At 39.4% G+C, this 1,070-nt stretch carries 1 pseudogene; it reads right to left on the minus strand.

What is annotated here, in order from left to right:
• Nucleotides 1-1,070 (minus strand): annotated as a pseudogene (locus tag ACFINS_RS09730) (hypothetical protein); the annotation flags it as partial.

The following is a 1,070-nucleotide window of genomic DNA, read 5'->3' on the forward strand; positions in this document are numbered from 1 at the left end:
TCATCAGACTGAAGGTTATCAGAAAGTTCTTTCAAACCTTGATCTAACTGACCTTTGTTAACCGCATCATTGTCATTCTCTGCTGCCTTAACACCTGAAAGCCTACGATCTTGACCTGAACTGTTGGCAATATTGATTCCTGTGCCCGCTACTTCTTTACCAATAGTGATCTGCTTACTCTCAGGATCTTGCTTAACAAGGCTCTCACCTTTCACATTGGCAATTTCTTTATTAATCTCTTTGGTAATTTCATTTCTGATATTCGTGAAAGAACTTCCAACTCCTGTCAAAGCAGCTGCTACATTCTGATAACTCTTCTCTTCTTCCTTACCATCTTCTTTAACTGTCTTAACCGTATAAGTTGGAGCTGTCCATTTGCCATCTTCATACTTTGCACCACCACCAAAATAGGTCGCAAGCGTCTGATTCAATGAATAAAGCTGACCACCTGTAATTGCATCTGTAGAAGATTTAGAAATGTCTCCAGCTAAAAGATGGGTAATCTTACTGTTAGCCTTTTTACCTTCTGCACCATGATCGGCGACAAAGGCATTCGCTTCCTTACTCCACAATAACGCATCATCTTTAAGTTGTTGCGTTGTTTGATCTACGTTTTGTGTAAACTCATTGAACTTATTGGTGACATTCTCATTGACATTCTTGATATTCGTATCAAGACCTACAAGGGCTGAACCAGCATCATGATATTGAGACTCTTTTACATGGCCATCTTTATCAATATTAGACACTGTATAGGTTGGTTCTGTAAAGCTACCATCATCAAACTTCGCACCACCACCCAAAATCTTAGCAACATCTTCACCGATTTTGTTAATCTGACCACCTGTAACAACATCCTTAGAGCCTGACGCAATCTTTCCATTCGCTACATTATGAAGGGCAACAGCGGCAGAATCTTTACCTTTACCCAAAGTCACACTGGTATAATCAATGTTACCATCTGTCTTTTTGTCATAATGGACAACTGCAGAATCATCAGACTGAAGGTTATCAGAAAGTTCTTTCAAACCTTGATCTAACTGACCTTTGTTAACCGCATCATTGTCATT

The sequence above is a fragment of the Bartonella sp. AA2SXKL genome, from assembly GCF_042197205.1.
GTDB lineage: Bacteria > Pseudomonadota > Alphaproteobacteria > Rhizobiales > Rhizobiaceae > Bartonella.